Below are 23,907 nucleotides of genomic sequence, written 5' to 3'. Positions count from 1 at the left end.
CTGTCTCATGTGGAGGCGAACATAGCGAGTGCGGCAACGAGGCTGCGGCTTTGATCGACCGAATGACTTTCTGGGGGAGTCCAATGGTCCAAACCGACAGCGACGCTATTCGCGTCATCCGGCGCAACAGTCACTATCGAGGTGCCGCCAGTCCCGTCATGGTGCTCCTGGTGATCATCGGAACGATCGGCATCCTCGCGTATGCGGCGTTCCTGCTCAATCCGGGCAACCGCGGCGACGCGATCCCGTACGTCATGGTCATCGTCGCCGAGACGATCCTCGTCTTCCACGCGCTCCTGGCGATGTGGACGATTCTCTCCAGTGGCTACGACCCGAGAGACTTCGCCTATCACGCCGCCCGTGCACTGCTGATGCCTCGCGCGGACGACGGCGACGATGCCGTGCATCTCGGCGGCCGCGAGGTGCTGATCGATGTGTTCATCACGGTCTACGGCGAAGACCTCGATGCCGTCCGCCGCACCGTCACGGCGGCCGTCGCGATGCGAGGCCGGCATCGCACCTGGATTCTCGACGACGGACGCTCCGACGAGGTGAAGGCGCTGGCCGCGGAGGTCGGAGCGTGGTACGTGCGACGACTGAGCTCGAACGGGGCGAAGGCAGGGAACGTGAATCACGCACTGTCGATCGCGAAGGGCGACTACTTCGTCATCCTCGATGCCGACTTCGTGCCCAAGCCCGACCTCCTGGTGGAGACGGTCCCGTTCTTCACCGACAGCACCGTCGCCTTCGTGCAGACGCCACAGGCGTACGGCAACTTGCACACCGTCATCGCCCGCGGGGCCGCCTATATGCAGACGGTGTTCTACCGCTTCATCCAGCCCGGTCGCAACCGGTTCAATGCGGCGTTCTGCGTCGGCACCAACGTGGTGTTCCGCCGCGCCGCGATCGACGAGATCGGCGGCATGTACACCGACTCGAAGTCGGAGGACGTGTGGACGGCGCTGATGCTGCACGAGCGTGGCTGGCGATCGGTGTTCATCCCCGATGTGCTCGCAGTCGGAGATGCACCCGAGACGGTCGAGGCGTACAGCAAGCAGCAGTTGCGGTGGGCGTCCGGTGGCTTCGAAATCCTGCTGCAGCACAATCCGCTGAGCATCCGCCGGCGACTGACCATGGACCAGCGCATCCAGTACCTCGTGACGGCCACCTTCTACCTCACCGGCATCTGTCCCCTGCTGCTGCTGCTCGTGCCGCCGCTGGAGATCTACTTCGATCTGCGGCCGATGCACCTGGACATCTCGGTGTTCACGTGGGCGCTGTACTACGCCGGGTTCTACGTCATCCAGATCCTGCTCGCGTGGTTCGCGGTGGGCTCGTTCCGATGGGAGACCCTGACACTCGCAACGGTGTCGTTCCCGATCTACACCAAGGCGCTGTGGAACGTGATCACGGGCAAGTCTGAGGGCTGGCATGTGACGGGGTCGGCATCCACCCGTTCGCCGTTCAACTTCATCATCCCGCAGACGCTGTGCTTCGTCTTCCTCGCCCTCACGACCGTCGTCGCGGTGTGGCGAGACATCGACAACGGCACCGTGACGCTCGCGATGGCCTGGAACGCGACGAACACCGTCATCCTCGGCGCCTTCCTCGGCGCAGCGCTGCGCGAACTGCATCTGCGCCGCCGACCCCGGCCGCTCCCCGACGTCTCAACCGAACCCACCCCCACAGATCCCATCACCGTCATCGCCCGACCGGCGCCGCGAGAGCAGGCCGCCTCCCGACGCCGGCACGCCGACGCCCGCCTCGGAGGTATCTCATGACCTGGGCCAGCAGACTCAAGCTCACCCTCGGACTCATCATCGTCGTCGCGCTCGTCGCCGTCGGCACGATCGTGTTCAACCAGCGTCAGAACTCGGCGCAGTCCACCAGCGCCGAGATCGTCGCCGACGCATACGCCGTCGGCACCGATTACGGCGGCACCGTCACCGAGCTGTACGTGCACGACGGCGACGCCGTCGCAGCGGGCGACCCGTTGTTCGCGGTGCAGTCGCTCGCACTGCAGCTCGACATCGCCTCGGGGTACACGGTCGATTCCGAGCACGTGGCCGACGACGGCACCACCACCGTGGTGGCCAGCGTCGCCGGCACCGTCACCGACGTCTCGGTCGTGCAGGGCGGGTTCGCGCCCGCCGGGAGCGTCCTGGCGACCATCGACCGCGAGCGCACGCTGTCCGTCGACGCGGATTTCGTGCTCACCGCGCGCGACTACGTCCGAATCGCCACCGACGCAGAGGCGGAGATCCTCCTGCCCAGCGGCGAGACACTCGTCGGCGCCGTGAGCAGTGTGGATGTCGCGACCGCCGACGGACAGGCACTGTCGACGGTGAGCATCGACAGCGCGGAACTCGCCGACGAAACGGCGACCGGGCTGTTCCAGTCGGGGACGCCCGTCACGGTCACGCTGAGGTTGCGCGACGACGGTCCGCTGGCCGGCATCTCCGACGCGTTCGGCGACCTGTTGCGGAAGATCGGCCTGTGATGCGGCGACCGCTCACCGTCATCTTGGCCGCGGCCGGCGTGCTGGCGCTGTGCGCGTCGTGCGTGTCGGCCCCCGATGACGACTGGAATCAGCCGACGCCGGCCCCGACCTCGTCCGTCTCGACGTTGCCGACCGAATCGGTCTCTGACGCCGCCCCGCTGCGACTCGCCGACCACGTCATCGTGCCCACCAGCCGGTGGTATTCGAGCATCGTGTTCGCCGACGAACTGCAGCCGGTGTTCCCCTACCCGCTCGCGGTCGCCCCTCGCACCGACGGATTCACGGTGGCGCTCCCCAGCGTCACCGCGAGCGCCACGACAATCGCAGCGCCGTTCGCCGACGGGGTATCGGTCGGCCTGGGCGCTGAGGAGGTCACCGTCGTCGCCGCCGACGCGGTCGCCGTAACCCTCGCCTACGCCGACGCCGACGGCGTCTCGGCCGAGGTCACACTCGCCGAAGGCTCGCCGGTCGCAGGAATCGTTTCGCAGCGCGATCTCACCCTCGCCATCGAGGCGCCGCTTGTCGAAGCAGGCGACGGTCTCTGGTCCACGACGGTGGCGGGCGTGGAGTACGGCATCCTCGCGCCCGGTGCACAACCCGATGGCGACGGGCTGCGCGTGGACGACGGCGCGACCGTGCAGGTGTTCCCGGTTCCCGCCGACGGCGCCATCGAGCAGTGGCGGGAGGCGCTGGACGATCCGATCACCGGAGTGGAGGTCTCGTACACCGTTGACGAGGAGACAGCCGCGACACGACTGCGGTACACGGGGACCGATGCCACGGTGCTGGTCCCGTTCGGCGGGCACGACGTGGGCCTCGAGTGTTCGCTGGGCACCTTCCAGACCGCGTACGGCGATGCGCCGGCGTGCGCCGCCACCGAGCTGGCATGGTCGGTGCCCTCCGTCGATCCCGCGGCCGGGTATGACCTCACCGGGATCGCCTCCGATGACCGAGAGGAGTTGCTCGGGCTCTTGCGCGCCGATCTGGCCGACACCGCCGACGTCCCGGCCGACACCTACTACGGCGGCAAGGCCCTCGCACGGTTGGGCACCATGCTCTCGCTCGCACGTGCCCTCGACGATGCCGATCTCGCCGCCGCGATCGCGGACGAACTGCAGGCCGAGCTGCTCCCGTGGCTCGACGCGGACGCGTGCACGCAGCGCGCGGAGCGGTGCTTCGTGTTCGACGACCGGCTCGACCTCGTGGTCGGGAAGATGCCGTCGTTCGGTTCGGAGGAGGGCAACGACCATCACTTCCACTACGGCTACTTCCTCACGGCCGGCGCAGCACTCGCCGCCGAACGCCCAGAACTGGTGGAAGAGATGGCAGCGGTGCTCGACGTGTTGGCCGCCGATGTGGCGGCGGGATCGGAGGAGATGCCCGCGCTCCGAGTGTTCGACCCCTATCGCGGTCACTCCTGGGCCGGCGGTCTCAGCGTGTTCGCCGACGGCAACAACCAGGAGTCCAGTTCTGAAGGGGTCGGCGCGTGGAACGGCCTCGCGCTGTGGGCGCAGGCGCGCGAGAACGACGAGCTCGCCTCACGTGCGACGTGGCTGCTGTCTGCCGAGGCGGACGCAGCCGCGCGGCTGTGGCTCGATCCCGACCTCAGCGGACTGCCGGACGGATTCGAGCACACGATGCTCTCCCTCAGTTGGGGCGGCAAGCGCGACTACGCGACGTGGTTCAGTCCAGAACCGTCGGCAATTCTCGGCATCCAGTTGCTGCCACTGTCGGCCGTGTCGCTCGAGTACCTCCCCACCGACGCGGAACGGGTCGCAGAGCTCGTGGCAGAAGCCGGCGGCGAGTCCGGATTCAGCGGCGCGCTGGGAGACTACGTGATGCTGTACTCGGCGATCATCGGCGAAGACGAGCTCGCGCGCGCCGAAGCGCTCGCGCGCGAGCGCACCGAGTGGGATGACGGACTGTCCGCATCGGCGGCAATGGCGTGGCTGACGGCCGTGCGGTTGAACGATCAGTCTTCGAACGCGCCGTAGACGGCGAGGGTGTTCGACGCGATCTGCGCGCAGAACTCGTCGAGGTCCGCTCCCAGCTCGGCGGCCATGAACCGCACCGTCACCGGCACCAGGTACGGCGCGTTGGGGCGACCGCGGTGCGGCGTGGGCGTGAGGAACGGCGCGTCGGTCTCGACGAGGATGCGCTCGATCGGTGTGACGGCCAGGGCGTCGCGCAGGTTCTGGGCGTTCTTGAACGTGACGTTTCCCGCGAAGCTGAGCCAATACCCGCGCTCACCCGCGATACGCGCCATCTCGGCATCGCCCGAGAAGCAGTGGAAGACGGTGCGCTCTGGCGCACCCACCCGCAACAGCGTCTCGAGCACGGCGTCATGCGCATCGCGGTCGTGGATCTGCATCGCGATGCCGTGGCGCTTGGCGAGGTCGATGTGCGCCTCGAAGCTCTCGAACTGTGCGGGCAGGCCGGCCTCGTCGGTGCGGAAGAAGTCGAGCCCGGTCTCGCCGATGGCACGAACACGAGGCTGTCCGGCGAGCTCGTCGATGACCCCGATCGCCTCATCGAGACGGCCGGCCGCCTGGTAAGCGGGCGCCTCATTCGGGTGGATCGCGACGGCGGCGAGCACCCGTGGATGCTGCTGCGCCGCCCACGCCGACCACCGACTCGAATCGATGTCGCCGCCGGCCTGCACGACCCCGGCGACACCCACCTCGGCGGCCCTGGCCAGCTGCTCGTCGAGCGAGAGCGGCTGCTCACCGTCCTCGATCTCGAGATGGGCGTGGTTGTCGTAGACGGCGACCGACAGCGGTTCGGGAGCGACCGGATAGGTCACGTCGCGCGCGCCCTTCTCCCGCTGACGCACGTACTGGCTCGGATCTGCCTCGGTCATCTCAGGCGGGCTGCTCGACGCGCGGGAACAGCGGCGCGAGGGCACCGACGGTCGTGCCCGCGGGCAGCTGGCCCCACATGCCGGCGTCACGGATCGGCTGCGCATCCAGCGCGCCGTCGATGCCGAGCGCATCCCACAGCTTCGCGGTCGCCTGCGGCATGAACGGCGACAGCAGGACAGCGAGCGCACGCAAGCCCTCGGCCGCCGTGTAGAGCACGGTGCCCAGACGTGCACGCTGCGCGTCGTCCTTCGCGAGCGCCCACGGCTCGTTCTCGGTGATGTAGCCGTTGAGGGCGTCGACGATCGTCCAGATCGCATCGATGGCCTCGTCGGGCCGGAACCGCTCCATGGCGGCATCCGCATCGCCTGCCGCCCGCGCCACGACGCGCTGGATGTGGATGTCAGCCTCAGTCGGCTCGCCCTGCTCGGGGACGACGCCGTCGAAGTAGCGGCTGATCATCGCGGTCGTACGGGAGGCGAGATTGCCGAAGCCGTTGGCGAGTTCGGCCTGGTAGCGCGCCGAGAGGTCTTCCCACGAGAACGATCCGTCCTGCCCGAACGCGATCGCCGAAAGGAAATAGAACCGGTAGGCGTCCGACCCGAACACGTCGGTGATCTCGGTCGGCGCGATGCCGGTCAGCTTCGACTTCGACATCTTCTCGCCGCCGACGAGCAGCCAGCCGTGCGCGAAGACGCCACGGGGCACCTCGACGCCCGCAGCCATGAGCATTGCGGGCCAGATCACCGCGTGGAAGCGCAGAATGTCCTTGCCGACCACATGGTATGCGGGCCAGCGGCGTGCGAACTGCTCCTCGTCGGTGCCGAAGCCGACGGCCGTCGCGTAGTTGAGCAGGGCGTCGACCCACACGTAGATGACGTGCGACTCGTCCCACGGCACGGTGATGCCCCAATCGAACGTCGATCGGGAGATCGACAGGTCCTTCAGGCCGTTCTTGACGAAGGAGATCACTTCGTTGCGCGCGGAGTCGGGGCGGACGAAGTCGGGCACCGAGCGGTAGAGCTCCAGCAACCGGTCCTGGAACTCGCTCAACTTGAAGAAGTAGTTCTTCTCCTGCAGCAGTTCGAGCGGCTTGGAGTGGATGGCGCAGACCTTGAGGCCCTCGAACTCACCGGTGCCAGGCAGCACCTCGGCCTCGGTCTTGAACTCTTCGCACCCGACGCAGTACAGCGCCTCGAACTCGCCCGCGTAGATGTAGCCGCGGTCGTAGATGGCCTGCACGAACTCCTTCACGCGCTCCTCGTGGCGGGGCTGCGTCGTGCGGATGAAGTCGTCGTTGGCGACGTCGAGGGTCTCGAGCACGGGGAACCACGACTCGGTGACCAGCTTGTCGACCCACTCCTGCGGCGTCGCGCCGTTCGCCGCGGCGGCGCGCATCATCTTCTGGCCGTGCTCGTCGGTGCCGGTCAGCATCCAGGTGTCGTCGCCGGCCTGGCGGTGCCAGCGCGCGAGCGCGTCGACGGCCACGGTCGTGTAGCCGTGCCCGATGTGGGGCACGTCGCTCGGGTAGTAGATCGGCGTCGTGATGTAGAAGCTGCTGGCGGTGCTCACCTGAGGATTCTAGTTCTCGGCGACGGGTGCCGAGAGCGTGTGACGGGTCTGGATGCCGGCTTCAGGCGCTGTCGCGGGCCACGAGCGTCGTGGGCAGCACGACCGAGGTGCGTGTCGTGCCGCCGATGACGTCGAGCACCATCTCGACCATGGTCGCGCTGATGTCGGCCCACGGCTGCCGCATCGTCGTCAGCGGGGGGTCGTGGGTCTCGGCGAGCCCCGAGTCGTCGAATCCGGCGACTGCGACGTCTTCGGGCACGCGACGCCCCGAACGGCGGATGGCAGCGATCGCGCCGACCGCCATCACGTCGGATGCCGCGAACACGGCGTCGATGTCGGGCTGCCGCTCGAGCAGCCGCGTCATGGCCGCGGCCCCCGCTTCGCTCGAGTAGACGTCCTGTTCGACGAGATCGGGATCGAAGCGGTCCCCCATGACCTCTCGGAACCCGAGCAGTCGGTAGCGGCCGCCGGGGGTGTCGTCGGGGCCGGTGATGACGGCGATGTGTTCGTGCCCGCGGTCGATGAGGTACCGGGTCATCTCCCGAGCGGAGGCCGCTTCGTCGACCGAGACCGTCGGCACGTGCGCGCGGTCACCCAGCGGCACACCGCTGCACACGGTCGGGACGCCGGCCGAGATGAGGGACGCCAGCAGCGGGTTCGATTCGTGCGACGAGATGAGCAGCACGCCATCGACGTGTCCGGCGCGCACGTATCGCTCGACGTTCGCCCGCTCGTCGGCGGAGTCGGCGATGAGCAGGACGAGGGTCATCCCCTTGCGGGCGAGCGCTTCGGTCGCACCGCGCAGCAGCAGGGCGAACGTCGGGTCGGCGAAGAGCAGATGCTGGGGCTCGGTCAGCAGGAAGGCGATCGATCCGGAGCGACCCGTGGCGAGCGAGCGCGCTGCGTGGTTGGCGGTGTATCCGGTCTCGCGGATCGCCGCTTCGACCGCGGCGCGCGCCTCTGCCGACACCCAGTGCCCGCCGTTGATGACGCGCGAGACCGTGCCGTGCGAAACACCCGCGACCGCCGCCACATCGCGGATCGTCGGTTTGCGAAGCGCGTCGCTGCTCCCATTCACGTCGGCGACTCTATCGCGCCGTCGACGCCGCGCACAGCACGAAGCTGTGACCGGTCACAGTTCGATAACGAAGGATGACACGAACGCCGGCCGGACGTATCGTGGACAGCACCCTGGAACCGGTAACAGTCCGATTCCGGGCGCGGACGACACCACCGACCCGAGGAAGCGTCAACCGACATGAGTTCAGCCGTCTGGCCCGACCTGCGATCGATGGCTTTCGGTGGTGACTACAACCCCGAGCAATGGCCTCGCGAGGTCTGGCGCGACGACGTGCGCCTCATGCGGGAGGCCGGCGTCAACCTCGTGAGCATCGGGATCTTCTCGTGGGCCCTCATCGAGGTGCGCGAGGGCGAGTTCGACTTCTCGTGGCTCGACGAGATCATCGAACTGCTGCACGAGAACGGCATCGCCGTCGACCTCGGCACCCCCACTGCCTCTCCCCCGGCATGGTTCTTCGCGAACCACCCCGATGCGCGCGCCGTGACCGCCGACGGCGTGCCGCTGGGCTTCGGCTCGCGCGGCATGGCCTCGCACTCCGCGCCCGCCTACCGTGACGCCGCCGTGCGCATCGCGACCGAACTGGCGCAGCGCTACGGCTCGCACCCCGCCGTCGTGCTGTGGCACGTGCACAACGAGTACGGTGTGCCGGTCGGCGAGGACTTCTCCGACCATTCGGTGCGCGAATGGCGGCTGTGGCTGCAGGAGCGGTACGGCACACTCGACGCCCTCAATGCCGCGTGGGGCACCGCGTTCTGGGGCCAGCACTACGGCGAATGGGCGCACGTGGGCGCCCCGGCGACCGCGCCGAGCGTCATCAACCCGGCCCAGCGCCTCGACTTCGCCCGCTTCACCGACTCCCAGCTGCGCGCTTGCTTCGTCGCCGAGCGCGACGCGATCCGCGCGCACAGCGACCGGCCGATCACGACCAACTTCATGGCCAACCAGCACAACGGCTGCGACCTGTGGGCGTGGGCACGCGAAGTCGACATCGTCTCCGACGACCACTACCTGTGGGCCGCCGACGAAGAGGGGGAGATCGGCCTGGCGATCGCCGCCGACCTCACGCGTTCGGTCGGCGGCGGCGCGCCGTGGATCCTCATGGAGCACTCCACCTCGGCTGTGAACTGGCAGCCCCGCAACGTCGCAAAGCGCCGCGGTGAGATGGCACGCAACTCGCTGTCGCACGTGGGACGCGGCGCGGACGGCATCCTCTTCTTCCAGTGGCGGGCGGGACGCTCGGGCGCCGAGAAGTTCCACTCCGCGATGTTGCCGCACGCCGGCGAGACCTCCCGGGTGTTCCGCGAGGTCGTCGACCTGGGAGCCAAGCTCGGCACCCTCGACGAGGTGCTCGGCTCGCGCGTGCACGCCGATGTCGCGGTGCTGTGGGACTTCGAGTCGTTCTGGGCGCAGGACCTCGAATGGCGCCCGTCGGTCGACGTCGGCCACGCCGAACGCATCCGCGCGTTCTACGAGCGACTGTGGCGCGACAACATCACCGTCGACTTCGCCCTCCCCGGTCATGACCTGAGCGGCTACAAGCTCGTGATCGCACCCGCGCAGTACCTGCTCAGCGGCGCTGATGCCGACAACCTCAACCGCTACGTCGAGCAGGGCGGCACCCTCGTCGTCTCGTTCTTCTCGGCCGTCGTCGACGAGAACGACGCCGTGCACTCGGGTGGTTTTCTCGCTCCCCTCGCCCCCGCGCTCGGCGTCACTGTCGAGGAGCACCTGCCGCTGCGCGAAGGCGACACCGGCGGTGTGGACTTCGGCGGCAGCACGCTCACGGTCGACGTGTGGCAGGAAGATCTCACCCTCGTCGGCGCCGAGACCCGCGGTGTCTACACCGACGGCCCGGGCACAGGCGGCGCCGCGATCACCCGTCACCGCCACGGCGCGGGCATCGGCTGGTACATCAGCACGCGCCCCGACGCAGACGGCCTCGCGGCCATCATGACCGAGGTGTACGCCGACGCGGGCATCGCGCCCGCGGAGCTTCCGACGGGGGTGGAGGCCATCCGTCGTCGCGGCGTCGATGCCGACTACCTCGTCGCCATCAACCACGGAACGGATGCCGTTTCGTTACCGACTTCGGGCGTCAACCTGCTGACACAGGACGACATCCGGGGCATGCTGGTGCTCCAGCCGGGCGACGTCGCCGTCGTCCGCGAACCGCACACAGCATCGGGAGGTGGTCGATGATCGACCGCTTCTCTGCGGGAACCCCCGCGAAGCAGCACTGAGAGAGACCCGCCGCGACCGTTCGGCCGCGGCATCCACCACCGGTCGTGACGGCGCGATCTCACCCGAGGCCCGCAGGATCGACCACCTCCGGAAGGAAAATCCATGCGCAAGATGGGCATCGGCGTCGCCGCTCTGGCGGCCACCACGCTCCTGCTCGCCGGCTGCGGCGGCGGCACCACCACCCCCACCGAGACCGAGTCCGAGGCACCTGCCGCCGACTACAGCGGCGTGACGCTGACGGTCTGGACCGACGAAAACCGTCAGCCGGCGATCGAAGCAGCCGCCGCGGTGTTCGAGGAGGAGACCGGCGCAACCGTCGAGCTCGTCCAGAAGAACTTCGAGGACATCCGCAACGACTTCATCAACCAGGTCCCCACCGGCGAAGGCCCCGACATCACGATCGGTGCACACGACTGGCTGGGCGCGCTCGTCCAGGCCGGTGTCGTCAACACGCTCGACCTCGGTGACACGGCGGGCTCGTTCGAGCAGGTCGCGCTCGACGCGATGACCTACGAGGGCCAGCTCTACGCACTGCCCTACTCGCTCGAGACGATCGCCCTCATCCAGAACACCGACCTCGTCGGCGAAGACGCTCCCGCGACCTTCGACGACATGATCGCGGCGGCTGAGGCCGGCGGCGCGGAGCGTCCGTTCGTCATCAACACGGGTGGCCAGACCGGCGACGCGTACACGATGTACGGCTTCCAGACCTCCTTCGGCGCTCCCGTCTTCGTGCAGGACGACTCCGGTTCGTACACGACCGAGATCGGCATGGGCGGCGACGCCGGCACCGCGTTCGCCGAGTGGCTCAAGGCCGAGGGCGAGACCGGCACCGGCAACATCTCCACGACGATCGACTACGACACCAACAACGAGCTGTTCGCGTCCGGCCAGGCCGCGTACACCGTCCAGGGTCCGTGGGCCGTCGAGACCCTCACCGCGCAGGGCGTCAACATCACGGTGAACCCGATCCCCTCGGCCGGCGGCGAAACCGCTTCGCCGTTCGTGGGCGTGCAGGGCTTCTACCTGAGCAGCCAGAGCCAGAACGCGCTGGTCGCCCAGGACTTCCTGGTGAGCTACCTCGCGACCGACGACGCGCAGAAGGCCCTCTACGAGGCCGACCCGCGCATCCCGGCGTGGAGCTCGCTGGCTGAAGAGGTCTCGTCCGACCCGGTCATCGCCGGCTTCCTCGCCTCGTCGCAGAACGGCGTGCCGATGCCGTCGATCCCCGAGATGGGCAACGTCTGGGACGTCTGGAACGCCGCCCAGGTGCAGATCATCAAGGGCGCCGACGCAGCCGGCACCTGGTCGAAGATGGTCACAGACCTCGAGGCCACGATCGGCTGATCCCCTTCCCGGGTCGGGAGGTTCGCCTCCCGACCCGGGACCCCACCCCTTTCCTGAAGGAGATGCACATGTCGGTCACGCAGGGCACCGTCGCGGAAAGCGCGACTCCCCCGGACCAGACGCCGCCGCGCTCGGCCGGGGCCGAGCCGCACGGACGGCGCTGGAGCGGACTCGGATGGGGCTTCCTCGTGAAGCTCGCCATCATGGGCGTGATCAACGCCTTCGGCCTCATGGGCATCTTCGCCGCGATCCAGGCAGAGTCCTGGATCATCGCCGGTGCTGCGATCGTCCTGCTGGTCGCCGCCGACATCATCTACTTCACCAAGCGGTCGCTGCCGCTGAAGTACCTGCTGCCGGGACTCGCGTTCCTGCTGATCTTCCAGGTCTTCATCTTCGGCTACACCGCATACATCGCCTTCACCAACTACGGCGCCGGGCACGTCGGTTCGCAGGAGCAGGCCGTCAGCGCCGCACTCAGCCAGGGTGAGCGCCGTGTCGAAGGCGGCGCGACCCTGCCGCTGGCCGTCGTCGAGCAGAACGGGGTTTACGGCTTCGCGGTCGTCGAAGACGGCGAAGTGAAGGTCGGCTCTGCCGACAGCCCCCTCGAATCCGTCGGCGATGCGCCCGCCAGCGGCGCCCCCACCGAGGTGCCCGGCTGGAACATCGTGCCCCGTGGCGAACTCGTCCAGCAGGACACCCAGGCGCTCGTCCTCGCCCTGCGCGTCCCCGTCTCGGACGACCCCAACGACGGGTCGATCCGCACCCGCGACGGCGCGAGCGGTGCCGTCTACCTGTCCACCCTGGAATGGGACGAGCAGGCCCAGACCATCACCGATACGGCGACCGGCAAGGTCTATCACGCGACCGACCGCGGCACCTTCGCCGCCGATGACGGCACGGAACTGAGCACCGGGTGGGTCGTCAACGTCGGCTTCGACAACTTCCTGCGCCTGTTCACCGACCGTGACATGGTCGAGCCGCTCGCCATGGTGACGCTCTGGACGTTCGTGTGGGCGGTGCTGTCGGTCGTCATCCCGTTCGCCTTGGGCCTCGTGTTCGCACTCATCTTCAACGACGAGCGCGTCAAGGGGCGCAAGATCCTGCGGACGCTGTTCATCCTCCCGTACGCGTTCCCCGCATTCATGTCGGCGCTGCTGTTCCGTGGCATGTTCAACGCCGAGTTCGGCGTCATCAACGAGTTCTTCTTCGGCGGCACCAACATCGACTGGCTCGGCGACCCGTGGCTCGCCCGCGGTGCCGTGCTGTTCGTCAACGTGTGGCTGACGTACCCGTACTACTTCCTCGTGTGCACCGGCGCGCTGCAGGCGCTTCCTGCCGACGCGCTCGAAGCGGCATCCATCGACGGCGCCGGTCGATTCCGCCAGCTGCGTTCGATCATCCTGCCGCTCGTGCTGGTGGCGACCGCTCCCCTGCTGATCTCGTCGTTCGCGTTCAGCTTCAACAACTTCACGATCATCTACATGTTCAACGCCGGTGGCCCGGCAATCCCCGGCGCACCGTACGCGCTCGGATCGACCGACATCCTCATCTCGGCGATCTGGGACATCTCGGGCGTCTCGGGCGGCGCGGCCGACTACGGTCTCGCGAGCGCACTGTCGATCCTCGTGTTCATCGTCGTCGGCGTGATCTCGGCGATCGCCTTCCGACAGACCAAGAAGCTGGAGGAGTACCAGTGATGTCGACAACGACGCAGGCTGCGCCCGCACGCACGAGACCTGCCCCCAATCGCACCGGTGCCCGCCGCAAGCGCTGGCTGTCGGAGGTGGGCTGGAAGTATTTGGTGGCCGCGGTCATCCTCTTCTACGCCATGTTCCCGCTCGTCTACGTCGTCTCGGCGGCGTTCAACCCCGGCGGCAGCCTCGCGGCGAGCAACACACTGTTCGCGACCTTCGACCTCTCGAACTTCAGTGCACTCGGCGGCACTGCGTACTGGACCTGGTACGGCAACACGCTGCTCGTCGGCGGCGCCTCGGCATTCGGCGCCGTCATCATGGGCGCCGCCGCCGCCTACGCGTTCTCACGCTTCCGCTTCAAGGGACGCCGTGCGAGCCTCACGGCGCTGCTCATCATCCAGATGTTCCCGCAGGCGCTCGCGTTCGTCGCGATCTTCCTCATGCTGCTTGCGCTCGGCGAGGTGTTCCCGTTCCTCGGACTCAACTCGAAGATCGCCCTCATCTGCGTGTACCTCGGTGGCGCGCTGGGTGTGAACACGTTCCTGATGTACGGGTTCTTCAACACGATCCCCATGGAGATCGACGAGTCGGCCAAGATCGACGGCGCGACCCACGCGCAGATCTTCTGGCGCCTCATCATGCCGCTCGTGACCCCGATCCTCGCGGTCGTGGCACTGCTCGCGTTCATCGCCGCATTCGGCGACTACATCATCTCGAAGATCATCCTGGTCTCCGAAGACAACTGGACCCTCGCGGTCGGCATGTACCAGTGGGTCTCGAATCAGCTCGCCAGCAACTGGGGACTGTTCGCGGCCGGTGCCCTGCTCGCGTCGATCCCCGTGCTCGTGCTGTTCCTGACGCTGCAGCGCTACATCATCGGCGGCTTGACCGCCGGATCGGTCAAGGGCTGACCCCGGGCGACGAGCCCTCACACTCTCGACGAGCCCTCACGATCTGCGCGCACAGATCGTGAGGGCTCGTCACAAACGTGAGGGCTCGCGTCACGCCTTTCGGGCGGCGAGCGCCGCCTGATACAGCTCTCGCGAGGACATCCCCGTCTGCGACGCCACTTCGCCGGCGGCATCCTTCAACCGGATGCCGTCGGCGACCAGTGCCAGCACCTGCGCGACCGCGTCCTCGGGCGCGACATCTCGTACCCCCGCACCGCCCACCACGACGACGATCTCCCCGCGCACGCCGCCCTGCGCCCAGCCGGCCAATTCGCCGAGCGGTCCGCGACGGACCTCCTCATGCAGCTTCGTGAGTTCGCGACACACCGCGGCCGGACGGTCCTCGCCGAAGGCCGCTGCCATCGCCTCGAGCGTGTCGGCCAGGCGTGATGGACCCTCGAAGAAGACCATCGTGCGCTGCTCGTGCTGCAACGCGGCGAACGTCTTGCGCCGCTCCCCCGGCTTGCGCGGCGGGAACCCCTCGAACGTGAACCGATCGGTGGGCAGCCCGGCGACCGCGAGCGCGGTCACGACGGCGCTCGGTCCGGGCAGCGCGGTCACCTCGACCCCTGCCGCAGCGGCAGCCGCCACCAGCCCGTAGCCGGGGTCGCTGACGGTGGGCATGCCGGCATCCGACAGCACGAGCAGATCCTGCTCGCGCGCGAGTTCGACGAGCTCTCCCGAGCGGGCCTTCTCGTTGTGGTCGTGCAGCGCGATCAGCCGGGGTCGGTTGTCGATGCCGAGCGCCTGCAGCAGTCGCTGCGTTGTGCGGGTGTCTTCGGCGGCGATCACGGTCGCCTCGGCGAGCGCCGTGCGCAGTCGTGCCGACGCGTCCGCCAGATTGCCGATCGGGGTCGCCGCGAGGATGATCACCGCCCCAGCATAGGCTGGGGTCGTGACCGCCTCCGCCCCGCCGCTGCTGCCGGCGCCGCGCCGCTCCCGGTACGACGCGTGGCGACGCCGCGTGCTCGACGACGCGACCCTGCTGGGGCGGTGGGAGTGGCTCACGCCGGTGCTCGTGACGATGCTGGCGGCCGTGCTGCGACTGTGGAATCTGGGGCACCCGCACACCCTCGTCTTCGACGAGACGTACTACGTGAAGGACGCCTGGAGCCAGTGGATGCTGGGCTTCGCGTCGACGTGGCCCGACGGCGCCGACGAACGCTTCGCCGCCGGCGAGACCGACATCTTCACCGGCGAGGGCAGTTTCGTCGTCCATCCCCCGCTCGGCAAGTACCTCATCGGGCTGGGCATGTGGCTGTTCGGACCGGAGTCGTCGTTCGGCTGGCGGATCTCGGCGGCCCTGGCCGGCACCGCGTGCGTGCTGGTGCTGTACCTGCTGGCGCGCACGCTCACCGGATCGTTCGTGTTCGCGGGTGTCGCGGCGGGACTGCTCGCGATCGACGGGCTCGGCATCGTGATGAGCCGGGTGTCACTGCTCGACATCTTCTTGACACTGTTCACGCTGCTGGCGGTGTGGTTCGCCGTGCGCGATCGGCAGTCGTACTTCCCACGGCTCCGGGAACGCGCCGACGCGACGGCTGCGCGCGCCGCGCTGTCGCCGGATCGGGGTCCCGTGCTGTGGGCACGCCCATGGGTCGTCGCCGCCGGGGTGGCCGCGGGCGCCGCGTGCGCCGTCAAATGGTCGGGCGTGTGGGTGCTCGCCGCGATCGGCCTGTGGCTCGTCATCACCGACGCACTGGAGCGTCGTCGTCTCGGTTTGCCGTGGTGGGCGTTGGATGCCGTGCGGCAGGGCGTCGTCGCCTTCATCCTCCTGGTGCCCGTCGCCCTCGCCGTCTACCTCGCGTCGTGGGCCGGGTGGTTCGCGACCGACGGCGGGTACCAGCGGCACGCCGTCGAAGCCGATACTGCGTCGGGGGTGTTCGGCTGGCTGCCGCTGTCGCTGCAGAGCCTGTGGCGGTACCACGAGACGATCTACAACTCGATGGCGCAGATGTCGACGGCGCACAGTTACATGAGCCCTGCGTGGCAGTGGCCACTGCTCGTGCGGCCAACCTCGATGTATGCCGCCAGCACGGCGGACGGGCAGAACGGGTGTGCGTCCGCGAGTGGATGCCTGGACATCCTCTACTCGATGCCGAATCCGATCGTGTGGTGGGCATCGATCGTCGCGCTCATCTGGCTCGTCTACCGGTTCGCGTTGCACCGTGACTGGCGTCACGCGCTCGTGCTCGTCGCCGTGGCGGCGACCTGGCTGCCGTGGCTGGCGTTCCCCGAGCGCACAGTGTTCCAGTTCTACACGGTCGTCATGTACCCGTTCCTGCTGCTGGGGCTCGTCTTCGCGCTGCGTGAGATCGCCGGCGCACCGACGCAGAGCCGCGAGCGACGCCAGTCGGGGCAGCGGGTCGTGCTGGTGTTCCTGGGTGTCGCGGTCGTGCTCGCGGTGTTCTGGTACCCGCTGTGGTCGGCGATACAGATTCCGTACGAGTTCTACCGCCTCCACAACTGGCTGCCCGGCTGGGTGTAGTCGCCGGGCAGCCGGCTGCGTCAGTTGACCTCGGAGGGGTGCGCCGAGACGCGGCCGCCGCGCTCGAGCGCGGTGATGGCCGCCTGCTCGTCGGCGGTCAGTTCGAAGTCGAACAGGTCGAGGTTCTCGCGGATGCGCGCCGGGCTGTTCGACTTGGGGAAGACGATGTTGCCCTCCTGGATGTGCCAGCGCAGCACGACCTGTGCCGGGGTCTTGCCGTGCGCGGCTGCCGCAGCCGCGACGGGGGTCTCGTCGAACAGCGGGTACTTGCCCTGCCCGAGCGGTCCCCACGCCTCGATGCGGATGCCGAGTTCTGCCGCGAAGTCGGTGACATCGCGCTGCTGGTACGCCGGGTGCAGCTCGATCTGGTCGACGGAGGGGGTCACACCGGTCGCCGCGATGATGTCGCGCAGGTGCTCGGGCAGGTGGTTGCTGACCCCGATCGACCGGGTCTTGCCGGCGTCGCGGATGGCGACCATCTTCTCCCACGCGTTGACGTAGTTGCCGCCTTTGGGTGCCGGCCAGTGCACGAGGTACAGGTCGACCTGCTCGAGGCCGAGCTTGGCTAGGCTCTCGTCGATCGCGGCCAACGGCTCGTCGCCGGCCTGCCGGTCGTTCCACAGTTTGGTGGTGATGAACAGCTCGTCCCTCGGGATGCCGCTGGCGGCGAGCGCGCGGCCCACCCCCTCTTCGTTGCCGTAGATGGCGGCCGTGTCGATGTGGCGGTAGCCGGCCTCGAGGGCGTCGGTGACGATGCGCTCGGTATCAGCCGGGTCGACCTTGAAGACGCCGAAGCCGAGCTGCGGAATGCGGACGCCGTCGTTGAGTTCAACAGTGGGGATGCTCATCCTTCCAGCGTAGGCGCGCAGGTGAGGGCCCGGGCCGCGGCGCCGGCTCGATACGATGGAACGCTATGCCTACGCCCGTGATCGCTTATCCCCCGGAGCTGCCCGTCAGTGCAGCGCGGGATGAGATCGCGCGCGCCATCGCAGACCACCAGGTCGTGATCGTCGCCGGGGCCACCGGGTCGGGCAAGACGACGCAGCTGCCGAAGATCTGCCTCGAACTCGGGCGCACGTCGATCGCGCACACCCAGCCCCGCCGGATCGCCGCGCGCACGATCGCCGAGCGCATCGCGCAGGAACTGCAGGTGCCGCTGGGCTCGACGGTCGGCTACAAGGTGCGCTTCACCGACCAGGTCTCCGCCGAGACACAGGTGGCGCTGGTGACCGACGGCATCCTGCTCAACGAGATCCACCGCGACCGGCTGCTGCGGCGCTACGACACGATCATCGTCGACGAGGCGCACGAGCGGTCGCTGAACATCGACTTCCTGCTCGGGTACCTGGCCCGCATCCTGCCAGAGCGCCCCGACCTGAAGGTCATCATCACCTCGGCGACGATCGACCCAGAGAGCTTCGCGAAGCACTTCGCCGCCGCCGATGAGACCCCGGCGCCGGTGATCGAGGTGTCGGGGCGCACGTACCCGGTCGAGATCCGGTATCGCCCGCTCGTCACTGAGAGCCAGGAAGGCGAGGAGCAGACCGAAGACGAGGTCGACGGCCTGCTCGCTGCTCTGCGCGAACTCGACCGCGAGGCCGACGGCGATGTGCTCGTGTTCCTGCCCGGTGAGGCCGAGATCCGGGATGCGGCGGATGCCGTTCGCGGCATGTACGCGAAGGATGCCCGACCGACCGAAGTGCTGCCGCTGTACGGGCGCCTCTCGGCCGCCGAACAGCACCGCGTGTTCGAGCCGTCGAAGCTCAGTGGCGTGCGGCGCCGGATCATCCTCGCCACGAACGTCGCCGAGACGAGCCTGACCGTCCCCGGCATCCGCTATGTCGTGGATGCCGGCACCGCGCGCATCTCGCGCTACAGCGCCCGCTCGAAGGTGCAGCAGCTGCCGATCGAGGCGATCTCGCAGGCCTCGGCGCAGCAGCGCTCGGGCCGGGCGGGACGCACGTCGGCGGGCATCGCGATCCGCCTGTACGCCGAAGACGACTTCGCTTCGCGGCCCGAGTTCACCCAGCCCGAGATCCTGCGCACCTCGCTCGCATCGGTCATCCTGCAGATGCTCGCGCTCGGGTTCGGCGACATCACCGCCTTCCCGTTCCTCACCCCGCCCGATTCGCGCGGCGTGAAGGCGGCGTTCGACCTGCTCGTCGAACTGCGTGCCGTCTCGCGCGGCCGCGGCGAGGCGACGCTCACCAAACTCGGGCGTGAGATCGCCCGCCTGCCGATCGACCCGCGCTTCGCGCGGATGCTGCTGGAGGCGCAGCGCCGCGGCGTGCTGCGCGAGGTCATGCCGATCGTGGCGGGCATGTCGATCCAGGATGTGCGGGAGCGCCCTGTCGAGCAGCGCGAGCAGGCCGACCGGTACCACGCCCGCTTCACGGATCCGACGAGCGACTTCCTGACGCTCCTGAACCTGTGGAACCACCTGCAGGAACAGCAGCGAGCGCTCGGCTCCAGCGCGTTCCGCAAGCTCTGCCGCTCGGAGCACCTGAACTATGTCCGGGTACGGGAGTGGTTCGACGTGCACCGGCAGCTGCGCGCACTGCTGAAGACGAAGGACCCCCAGCCCGCCGGTGGCGGCGCGGCCGACCCGGATGCCGTGCACCGCGCGATCCTGTCGGGGCTGCTGTCCCACATCGGCATCCTCGACACCCGGAGCCTCCGCACCGACACGAAGGGCAAGCGCAAGCCGCTGCCCGAGTTCCGCGGCGCCCGCGGCACCTCGTTCGCCGTCTTCCCCGGTTCGGGCCTGAAGAAGGCGACACCGGATGCCGTCATGGCAGCCGAGCTCGTCGAGACCTCCCGCCTGTTCGCGCGCACGGTCGCGCAGATCGACCCGGCGTGGGCTGAGGAGCTCGCCGGTGACCTCGCGAACCGGTCGCTCAGCGACCCGCACTGGTCGAAGGATGCCGGGGCGGCCGTCGCCGCCGAGAAGGTGACACTGTTCGGGGTCGAGATCATCCCGCGACGCCGCGTGCAGCTGGCCCGCATCGACCGGGAGCTCGCCCGCGAGCTGTTCCTGCGGCACGCGCTCGTGGAGGGCGAGTGGAACGTCGCGCACCTCGACAAGCGGCTGACCGCGTTCGAGCGGCGCAACCTCGAGCTGCGCCGCCGACTCGAGAAGGTCGAGGAGCGGGAGCGCCGCCGCGACCTGCTCGCCGGCGACGAGACCGTGTACGCGTTCTATGCCACCCGGGTGCCGCGCGACGTGTTCGACGTGCGCTCGTTCGAGACGTGGTGGCGGGAGGCGTCGACTCGCACGCCGAAGCTGCTCGACATGACCGAGGCCGACCTCGTCGGTGAGTCCGAGCGGGCGGATGAACGCGAGTTCCCGACGCGGTGGCGGCAGGGCGATCAGGTGCTGTCGCTGACGTACCGGTTCGAGCCGGGCGCGCCCGACGACGGCGTGAGCGTCGTCGTGCCCCTTGCCCTGCTCGCACAGCTGCGACCCGACGGGTTCGACTGGCAGGTGCCGGGCCTGCGCGACGAGCTCATCACAGGTCTGCTGCGGGCGCTGCCGAAGGCGATCCGCCGCAACGTCGTCCCTGCCGCGGACTGGGCGGCGACGTTCTCGGAGCAGCTCGCCGGCAGCGGCCCGGAGTCGCACGACGGTCTGCCCCCGACATCCCTCCGCGAAGCGCTCGCGGCCCGCGTGCAGCGCGTCGCGAACCAGCCCGTCACCGCCGCCGACTTCGAACTGGAGCGGGTGCCCGGACACCTCTCGGTCTCGTTCCGCGCCGTCGACGAACGCGGCCGCACCGTCGGCAGCTCGCGCGACCTCGCCGATCTACAGGCCCGCCTGTCGGGTCGTGCCCGGGCGTCGGTCGCGAAGAAGCTCGCCGCACCCGCCAGTCCCCGGTCATTGAGCGAGGAGCGCAGCGACGAGACGAAACGCCCCGTCCACACGGGCGGCACCGGCCCCTCCGTCACCGAACGCACGGGCCTCACCACCTGGGATCTCGGCGACCTCCCCACCGTCGTCGACACGAAGGTCGCCGGCGGTGTCGTGCGCGGCTATCCGGCGCTCGTCGACGAGAAGGAGTCGGTCGCCCTGCGCATCGAGGCGACGCCCGAGCGGGCCGCCCGTCTCACCCACGCGGGTGTGCGGCGCCTGCTGCTGCTGGCCGTCCCCTCCCCCGCCGCGTACGTGCTCGAGCACCTCACGTCGGCCGAAAAGCTGGCACTCGCGGCATCCCCGTACCCGTCCGCGAAGGCCCTCATCGAGGACGCCAGGGTCGCCGTCGCCGACGCCGTCATGGCCCGCACCGAACCCGACGTCCGCACGCCGGCGCAGTTCGATCGGGTACGCGACGCGCTGTCTTCGGCGGTCGTCGAGGAACTGTTCCAGACGGTGTCGCTCGTCGCCCGCATCCTCGTGCTGCAGCGCGACGTCGAACGCGCCGTGAAGTCGCAGAACTCGATGACGCTGCTCGCCGCGCTCGGCGACGTCAAGCAGCAGGTCGCCGGCCTCCTGCCTGCCGGGTTCGTCTCACGCACCGGCACCGCCCGGCTCGCTCACCTGCCTCGCTATCTGCAGGCCGCGGTCGAGCGGGTTGCGGGCCTGGCCGACAACCCCGGCCGCGACCGGCAGCGGATGACCGAGTTCGAGAAGGCCGCAGCATCCTTCACCGACGCCGGCGGCACCATCCCGCTGCCCGCCGACGCCCCCGCACACCTCGTGCACACCCGCTGGCTGCTCGAGGAGTACCGCGTGAGCCTGTTCGCCCAGCGCCTCGGCACCGCCGAACCCGTCTCCCCCCAGCGCATCGCCAAAGCCCTCGCCGGCGCCTGAGTGGAATAGCCGTCCGCAGGGTACGGTTGCGGTCACCATGAGCACCACCACGACCACCGCCATCACCCACCGCGAGCTGGGAGGACCCGAGGTCCTCACCGCCGGCGACGTCGAGCTCGCCCCGCCCGGCGACGGCGAGGTGACCGTGCGCGTGCAGGCGGCTGGTGTGAATCCGATCGACGCGAAGCTGCGCGCGGGCATCCGCCCCAGCGGCCCGTTCACCGAACCGCGCCGTGTCGGAGCCGACGCCGCCGGCATCGTCACGTCGGTCGGACCCGGTGTAGAGGGGTTGCGAGTCGGGGATGCCGTAGTCATCGCCTTCGCGGGCGGCACGTACGCGGCCGAGGTGACCCTCGACGCCGCGAAGGTCACGCCCAGACCCCCGCAGGTGAGTGCGGCGGAGGGCGCAGGCATCGGCATCCCGTTCGCGACCGCCTACCAGGCCCTGCGGTCGCTCGCGGTCGGCAGCGACGACACCCTGCTCGTGCACGGCGGATCGGGCGCGGTCGGGCAGGCCATCATCCAGTTCGCGGTGCTGTGGGGCGCCCGCGTGATCGCCACGACCAGCGATGCCCGGGCCGACCGGGTGCGGGCGCTCGGCGCCGAACCCGTGGCGTACGGCGACGGCCTCGCAGACCGGGTGCGGGACCTCGCAGAAGAGGTCACCGTCGCGATCGACGCCGCCGGCACTGACGAGGCCCTGCAGGTCTCGCTCGACCTCGTCGCCGACCGCGATCGCATTGCCACGATCGTGCGGGGCGCCGACGCCGACGACCTCGGCATCCGTGCCTTCAGCGGTGGCAGCCCTCATCCGCTCACGGCGCAGCAGCTCGCCTGGCGTACGGAGGCGATCCCCGTGACACTCGCGCTGCTGGCCGCGGGCCGCGCCTCGGTCGAGATCGGTCCGCACCTGCCGCTCGACCAGGCCGCCGAAGCGCACCGCCTGCTCGAAGCGGGCACGGTCGGCAAGATCGTCCTCGTCCCCTGACGGCTACGGGCCGTCAGCTGCCGCGCAGCAGCTCGCGGTAGAAGCCGATCCCCCGCAGCCACACGGCCACCCGGATGCGCTCGTTGTGCGAATGGAGCGCGTCGCGCTCGGCGCGGGTGAGGTGGAACGGGGTGAAGCGGTAGACGTGGTCGCTGATCGCGGTGAACCAGCGACTGTCGCTCGCGCCGAGCTGGATGTACGGCGTCGTCACGATCTGCTCGCCGAGCCCGTCGGCGACGGCCTGCGCGATCCGCAGCCACGCCTCGCCCTTCCACGGCGACACCTTCGACGGGTCGGAGCCGTGGCGCACCTCGATCTCCACGGCGGGGTCGGCGATGATGCGTCGCACGCGGGCGGCTGCACCGTCGACGGTATCGCCAGTGAGCAGACGGATGTTGACGGCAGCACGTGCTGTCGTCGCGAGCACGTTCTCGCCCGGCGCACCCGACAGCTGCGTGGCGACGGCGGTCGTGCGCACCATCGCGTTCATCTCGGGGCCGAGGCGCGGGAACGCCGCAGCGAGCGCCGGCCCCAGCAGCCCGAGGTTGGAGAACACCCAGCGCAGCGGCTGCGGGGCGTGCGGGGCGATCGTGGTGAACATGGCGCGGACCGGCGGCGCGAGCCGTGTCGGGAACGGATGCCGGTGCAGCCGGTCGATCGCACGCGCCAGCCGCGCGGTCGCGGGCACGGCGGGCGGGGTCGAGGCGTGCCCGCCGCCCTCGCGCGCAGTGAGCAGCACCGTCATGACGCCGCGCTCTGCGACCCCGACCATCGCGGTCGACACCGTCACCCCGGGAATCACCCCGTCGACGACGGCGCCGCCCTCGTCGAGTACCAGCCCGGGACGGATGCCGCGGCCCTGCAGCACTCGCACGATCTCCTGCGCCCCGTCGCCGGCAGTCTCTTCGTTGTGCCCGAACGCGAGGTACACGTCGCGCACCGGCGTGAAGCCGTCGATGACGAGCTGCTCGACGGCTTCGAGGATCGCGACGAGCGACCCCTTGTCGTCGATCGCGCCGCGCGCGTGGATCTCGGCATCCTCGCCCTCGCCGACGATCTCGGCGTCGAACGCGGGGCGATCCCACTCGTCGTCGACGACGGGCACGACGTCGATGTGCGCCATGAGCACGAGGGGTTCGCCGGAGGCCGATCCCGCCCAGCGGTACAACAGTGAATGACCCGCGATCACCTCGCGCTCCAGCACCCCGTGCAGGCGCGGGTAGAGGCGTTCGAGCGCCGCGTGGAACCGGTCGAACGGCTCCGGATCGATCAGGGTCTCGTCGGCGTGCGAGACGGTCGGGATCTGCAGCAGCTCGCGGAAGCGGTCGACGGATGCGGGGAACACGTTACGAGCGTACTTTCACCGCGCAGCACCCCTAGG

General features: G+C 69.2%; 16 protein-coding genes. 10 read left to right on the top strand and 6 right to left on the bottom strand.

All coding sequences use genetic code 11. From position 1 onward, the window contains the following. The first annotated feature begins 158 nt into the window (after positions 1-158). Genes ACSF8R_RS02245 through ACSF8R_RS02235 form a run of 3 tightly spaced genes read left to right on the top strand, consistent with a single transcriptional unit; the run spans position 159 to position 4,494 of the window. On the top strand, positions 159-1,781 hold the full coding sequence (locus ACSF8R_RS02245; RefSeq protein WP_434810209.1) for a glycosyltransferase: 1,623 nt from the start codon (positions 159-161) through the stop codon (positions 1,779-1,781). Beyond that, a complete protein-coding gene (locus ACSF8R_RS02240; RefSeq protein WP_434810208.1) occupies positions 1,778-2,500 on the top strand; it encodes a biotin/lipoyl-binding protein in 723 nt (240 codons plus the stop codon). The genes ACSF8R_RS02245 and ACSF8R_RS02240 overlap by 4 nt, the downstream gene beginning before the upstream one ends. Further along, positions 2,500-4,494 carry a glycosyl hydrolase gene (locus ACSF8R_RS02235; protein ID WP_434810378.1) on the top strand — a complete coding sequence of 665 codons (1,995 nt, stop codon included), beginning with the start codon at positions 2,500-2,502 and terminating at the stop codon, positions 4,492-4,494. The genes ACSF8R_RS02240 and ACSF8R_RS02235 overlap by 1 nt, the downstream gene beginning before the upstream one ends. Here ACSF8R_RS02235 and ACSF8R_RS02230 read toward each other — a convergent pair. The 3 genes from ACSF8R_RS02230 to ACSF8R_RS02220 all read right to left on the bottom strand — a co-directional run bounded on the left by ACSF8R_RS02230 (position 4,473) and on the right by ACSF8R_RS02220 (position 8,008). Then, on the bottom strand, positions 4,473-5,360 hold the full coding sequence (locus tag ACSF8R_RS02230; RefSeq protein WP_434810207.1) for a TatD family hydrolase: 888 nt from the start codon (positions 5,358-5,360) through the stop codon (positions 4,473-4,475). The two genes, ACSF8R_RS02235 and ACSF8R_RS02230, sit on opposite strands and share 22 nt — an antisense overlap. Position 5,361: 1 nt before the next feature. Further along, positions 5,362-6,930: a methionine--tRNA ligase gene (gene metG / locus ACSF8R_RS02225; RefSeq protein ID WP_434810206.1), complete on the bottom strand. Its 1,569-nt coding sequence runs from the start codon at positions 6,928-6,930 to the stop codon at positions 5,362-5,364. A 61-nt stretch (positions 6,931-6,991) separates the two neighbouring features. Beyond that, complete coding sequence (locus tag ACSF8R_RS02220) at positions 6,992-8,008, bottom strand: LacI family DNA-binding transcriptional regulator (protein WP_434810205.1); 1,017 nt, start codon at positions 8,006-8,008, stop codon at positions 6,992-6,994. Positions 8,009-8,188: 180 nt separating this feature from the next. Here ACSF8R_RS02220 and ACSF8R_RS02215 point away from each other — a divergent pair, with 180 nt between their 5' ends. The 4 genes from ACSF8R_RS02215 to ACSF8R_RS02200 all read left to right on the top strand — a co-directional run bounded on the left by ACSF8R_RS02215 (position 8,189) and on the right by ACSF8R_RS02200 (position 14,204). Then, on the top strand, positions 8,189-10,210 hold the full coding sequence (locus ACSF8R_RS02215; RefSeq protein WP_434810204.1) for a beta-galactosidase: 2,022 nt from the start codon (positions 8,189-8,191) through the stop codon (positions 10,208-10,210). Between the two features lie 144 nt (positions 10,211-10,354). Continuing rightward, a complete protein-coding gene (locus tag ACSF8R_RS02210) occupies positions 10,355-11,599 on the top strand; it encodes a sugar ABC transporter substrate-binding protein (RefSeq protein ID WP_434810203.1) in 1,245 nt (414 codons plus the stop codon). Between the two features lie 68 nt (positions 11,600-11,667). Continuing rightward, the gene (locus ACSF8R_RS02205) at positions 11,668-13,296 is read left to right on the top strand and encodes an ABC transporter permease subunit (protein ID WP_434810202.1); all 1,629 of its coding nucleotides are present in this window, start codon (positions 11,668-11,670) and stop codon (positions 13,294-13,296) included. After that, positions 13,296-14,204: a sugar ABC transporter permease gene (locus ACSF8R_RS02200; RefSeq protein ID WP_434810201.1), complete on the top strand. Its 909-nt coding sequence runs from the start codon at positions 13,296-13,298 to the stop codon at positions 14,202-14,204. Before ACSF8R_RS02205 ends, ACSF8R_RS02200 begins: the two co-directional genes overlap by 1 nt. A 90-nt stretch (positions 14,205-14,294) precedes the next feature. Here the strand turns inward: ACSF8R_RS02200 and rsmI are convergent, their stop codons facing one another. Beyond that, complete coding sequence (gene rsmI, locus ACSF8R_RS02195; RefSeq protein WP_434810200.1) at positions 14,295-15,116, bottom strand: 16S rRNA (cytidine(1402)-2'-O)-methyltransferase; 822 nt, start codon at positions 15,114-15,116, stop codon at positions 14,295-14,297. Positions 15,117-15,138: 22 nt separating this feature from the next. Between rsmI and ACSF8R_RS02190 the strand changes: the two genes are divergently transcribed. Beyond that, the gene (locus ACSF8R_RS02190) at positions 15,139-16,731 is read left to right on the top strand and encodes a dolichyl-phosphate-mannose--protein mannosyltransferase (RefSeq protein WP_434810199.1); all 1,593 of its coding nucleotides are present in this window, start codon (positions 15,139-15,141) and stop codon (positions 16,729-16,731) included. A gap of 20 nt (positions 16,732-16,751) precedes the next feature. On the opposite strand, the gene ACSF8R_RS02185 is transcribed toward ACSF8R_RS02190, so the two are convergent. Further along, positions 16,752-17,579: an aldo/keto reductase gene (locus ACSF8R_RS02185; protein ID WP_434810198.1), complete on the bottom strand. Its 828-nt coding sequence runs from the start codon at positions 17,577-17,579 to the stop codon at positions 16,752-16,754. Between the two features lie 65 nt (positions 17,580-17,644). On the opposite strand from ACSF8R_RS02185, the gene hrpA reads away from it, so the two are divergent. Beyond that, on the top strand, positions 17,645-21,538 hold the full coding sequence (hrpA, locus tag ACSF8R_RS02180) for an ATP-dependent RNA helicase HrpA (RefSeq protein ID WP_434810197.1): 3,894 nt from the start codon (positions 17,645-17,647) through the stop codon (positions 21,536-21,538). A gap of 37 nt (positions 21,539-21,575) precedes the next feature. After that, on the top strand, positions 21,576-22,526 hold the full coding sequence (locus tag ACSF8R_RS02175; protein ID WP_434810196.1) for a quinone oxidoreductase family protein: 951 nt from the start codon (positions 21,576-21,578) through the stop codon (positions 22,524-22,526). A gap of 13 nt (positions 22,527-22,539) precedes the next feature. Here the strand turns inward: ACSF8R_RS02175 and ACSF8R_RS02170 are convergent, their stop codons facing one another. Further along, complete coding sequence (locus ACSF8R_RS02170; RefSeq protein ID WP_434810195.1) at positions 22,540-23,871, bottom strand: M20/M25/M40 family metallo-hydrolase; 1,332 nt, start codon at positions 23,869-23,871, stop codon at positions 22,540-22,542. Between the last annotated feature and the right edge of the window lie 36 nt (positions 23,872-23,907).

This window comes from Microbacterium sp. bgisy189 (assembly GCF_965345345.1).
Classification (GTDB): Bacteria; Actinomycetota; Actinomycetes; order Actinomycetales; family Microbacteriaceae; genus Microbacterium.
Note: the sequence above shows the minus strand (reverse complement) of the source record. Positions and strands in the feature narration are given on the sequence as shown.

Excerpts from the sequence above, each read along its gene's own strand:
- ACSF8R_RS02245 (WP_434810209.1), top strand. The coding sequence starts at position 159 with ATGGTGCTCCTGGTGATCATCGGAACGATCGGCATCCTCGCGTATGCG.
- ACSF8R_RS02240 (WP_434810208.1), top strand. The coding sequence starts at position 1,778 with ATGACCTGGGCCAGCAGACTCAAGCTCACCCTCGGACTCATCATCGTC.
- ACSF8R_RS02235 (WP_434810378.1), top strand. The coding sequence starts at position 2,500 with ATGCGGCGACCGCTCACCGTCATCTTGGCCGCGGCCGGCGTGCTGGCG.
- ACSF8R_RS02230 (WP_434810207.1), bottom strand. The coding sequence starts at position 5,360 with ATGACCGAGGCAGATCCGAGCCAGTACGTGCGTCAGCGGGAGAAGGGC.
- ACSF8R_RS02215 (WP_434810204.1), top strand. The coding sequence starts at position 8,189 with ATGAGTTCAGCCGTCTGGCCCGACCTGCGATCGATGGCTTTCGGTGGT.
- ACSF8R_RS02210 (WP_434810203.1), top strand. The coding sequence starts at position 10,355 with ATGCGCAAGATGGGCATCGGCGTCGCCGCTCTGGCGGCCACCACGCTC.
- ACSF8R_RS02205 (WP_434810202.1), top strand. The coding sequence starts at position 11,668 with ATGTCGGTCACGCAGGGCACCGTCGCGGAAAGCGCGACTCCCCCGGAC.
- ACSF8R_RS02200 (WP_434810201.1), top strand. The coding sequence starts at position 13,296 with ATGTCGACAACGACGCAGGCTGCGCCCGCACGCACGAGACCTGCCCCC.
- ACSF8R_RS02185 (WP_434810198.1), bottom strand. The coding sequence starts at position 17,579 with ATGAGCATCCCCACTGTTGAACTCAACGACGGCGTCCGCATTCCGCAG.
- hrpA (WP_434810197.1), top strand. The coding sequence starts at position 17,645 with ATGCCTACGCCCGTGATCGCTTATCCCCCGGAGCTGCCCGTCAGTGCA.
- ACSF8R_RS02175 (WP_434810196.1), top strand. The coding sequence starts at position 21,576 with ATGAGCACCACCACGACCACCGCCATCACCCACCGCGAGCTGGGAGGA.